The sequence below is a fragment of the Streptomyces sp. NPDC055078 genome, assembly GCF_053607985.1.
Map to the genome: position 1 here is coordinate 1 of NZ_JBSGUP010001000.1, position 1,968 is coordinate 1,968.

2 protein-coding genes are annotated in these 1,968 nt (G+C 70.6%); one reads left to right on the forward strand and one right to left on the reverse strand.

Translation table 11 applies throughout. The features are described from left to right. Window positions 1-442: FGGY family carbohydrate kinase (locus tag ACWF94_RS39535; protein ID WP_453499976.1), on the reverse strand; the 442-nt coding region annotated here is incomplete at its 3' end. A gap of 192 nt (window positions 443-634) precedes the next feature. Between ACWF94_RS39535 and xylA the strand changes: the two genes are divergently transcribed. Further along, on the forward strand, window positions 635-1,813 hold the full coding sequence (gene xylA, locus ACWF94_RS39540; RefSeq protein WP_453499978.1) for a xylose isomerase: 1,179 nt from the start codon (window positions 635-637) through the stop codon (window positions 1,811-1,813). Window positions 1,814-1,968 lie beyond the last annotated feature (155 nt).

The window sequence follows — 1,968 nt, forward strand, 5'->3', positions numbered from 1 at the left end:
GCCACTGCCACTTCGCCGCCGTCATCGCGGCGACCGGCACCGAGCCGGTACGTGCCGTCCAGGCGTCCGGGCCGCCCAGGGCCCCGGCCAGCGCGGCGGCCTGGGGAGCCGAGCGGGTGTCGTTCCACAGCAGCGCGGGACGCACCGGGCGCCCGGCGCGGTCCAGGACCACCAGCCCGTGCTGCTGTCCCGCGACCGCGATGCCCACCACGGCGGACACGGGGACCCCGGAGTCCTTAAGGTCCTTGAGCCCGCCCGCGACCGCGTCCCGCAGGGCGCTCCACCACTCCTCCGGATCGCTCTCCCTGGCGCCCCCATCGCCGCTGACCCGGTGCGCCGCCCGGCCGGCGCCGAGCGTCCGGCCCGTCGCCGCCTCGATGAACACCGCCTTGGCCGACTGGGTCGAACTGTCCACGCCGATGACGACCGGCTGCGTCGGCATGCCTCCACCTCTCGTCCCCCGCGCTCTGTTCCCACCATGACTACAATGACTCGGCCGATTTGGCCGTGGAGTGAACAAATTACGTCAACCGCTTCTGAAGGAACAGGTGTTGAGGGTCTTCTGTCGCAGCGGTCGGGTGTGCATCATTAGTTAGGTCAGAAAACAAACAGTGGATCGAAGGTGGTCACAGCGATGACGGAACGCTTCACCCCGGCCCCCGCCGATGACAGGGTCAAGTTCAGCTTCGGCCTCTGGACGGTCGGCTGGCAGGGCAGGGACCCCTTCGGGGACGCGACCCGCCCGCCGCTCGACCCCGTCGATACCGTCCACCGGCTCGCCGCACTCGGTGCGTACGGAGTCACCTTCCACGACGACGACCTGATCCCGTTCGGCGCGTCCGACGCCGAGCGCGCCACGCACATCAAGCGGTTCCGGCAGGCGCTGGACGACACCGGTCTGGTGGTACCGATGGCCACCACCAATCTCTTCACCCACCCCGTCTTCAAGGACGGCGGCTTCACCGCCAACGACCGCGACATCCGCCGCTACGCCCTGCGCAAGACCATCCGGAACATCGACCTCGCGGCCGACCTCGGGGCTCGCGTCTATGTCGCCTGGGGCGGGCGCGAGGGCGCGGAGTCCGGCGCGGCCAAGGACGTCCGTACCGCCCTCGACCGGCTGAAGGAAGCCTTCGACCTTCTGGGCGAGTACGTCACCGGGCAGGGCTACGACCTCCGGTTCGCCATCGAGCCCAAGCCCAACGAGCCGCGCGGCGACATCCTGCTGCCCACCGTCGGCCACGCTCTCGCCTTCATCGAACGACTGGAGCGGCCGGAGCTGTACGGCGTGAACCCCGAGGTCGGCCATGAGCAGATGGCCGGGCTGAACGTCACCCACTCCATCGCCCAGGCACTCTGGGCGGGCAAACTCTTCCACATCGACCTCAACGGCCAGAACGGCATCAAGTACGACCAGGACCTGCGCTTCGGCGCCGGGGACCTGCGCTCCGCCTTCTGGCTCGTGGACCTCCTGGAGACCGGCGGGTACGACGGGCCCCGCCACTTCGACTTCAAGCCCCCGCGTACGGAGGACGCCGACGGCGTGTGGGCCTCCGCGGCCGGCTGTATGCGCAACTATCTGATCCTGCGCGAGCGCGCGGCCTCGTTCCGCGCGGACCCCGAGGTGCACGCCGCGCTCCGGGCGGCCCGCCTCGGCGAACTCGCCGTCCCGACAGCGGCGGACGGTCTCTCCGCGCTGCTCTCGGACCGGAGCGCCTACGAGTCCTTCGACGCGGACGCGGCGGCGGAACGCGGCATGGCCTTCGAGTCCCTCGACCAACTCGCCCTCGACCACCTCCTCGGCACCCGCTGACACCCGTTGCCTCGGGCCCCGTGCCGGGGGGGGGTGCACCAGGGCCTGCTCCTCAATCGCCTGCGGGGAGGCGAAATCAGCCCCTCCGGCGTTTGACGAGCTGGGTCCGGGGGCACCGAACTCAGCCCCTCCGGCGTTTGAGGAGCTGGGGGTCC

Coding starts and splice junctions, on each gene's coding strand:
- xylA (WP_453499978.1), top strand. CDS start 635: ATGACGGAACGCTTCACCCCGGCCCCCGCCGATGACAGGGTCAAGTTC.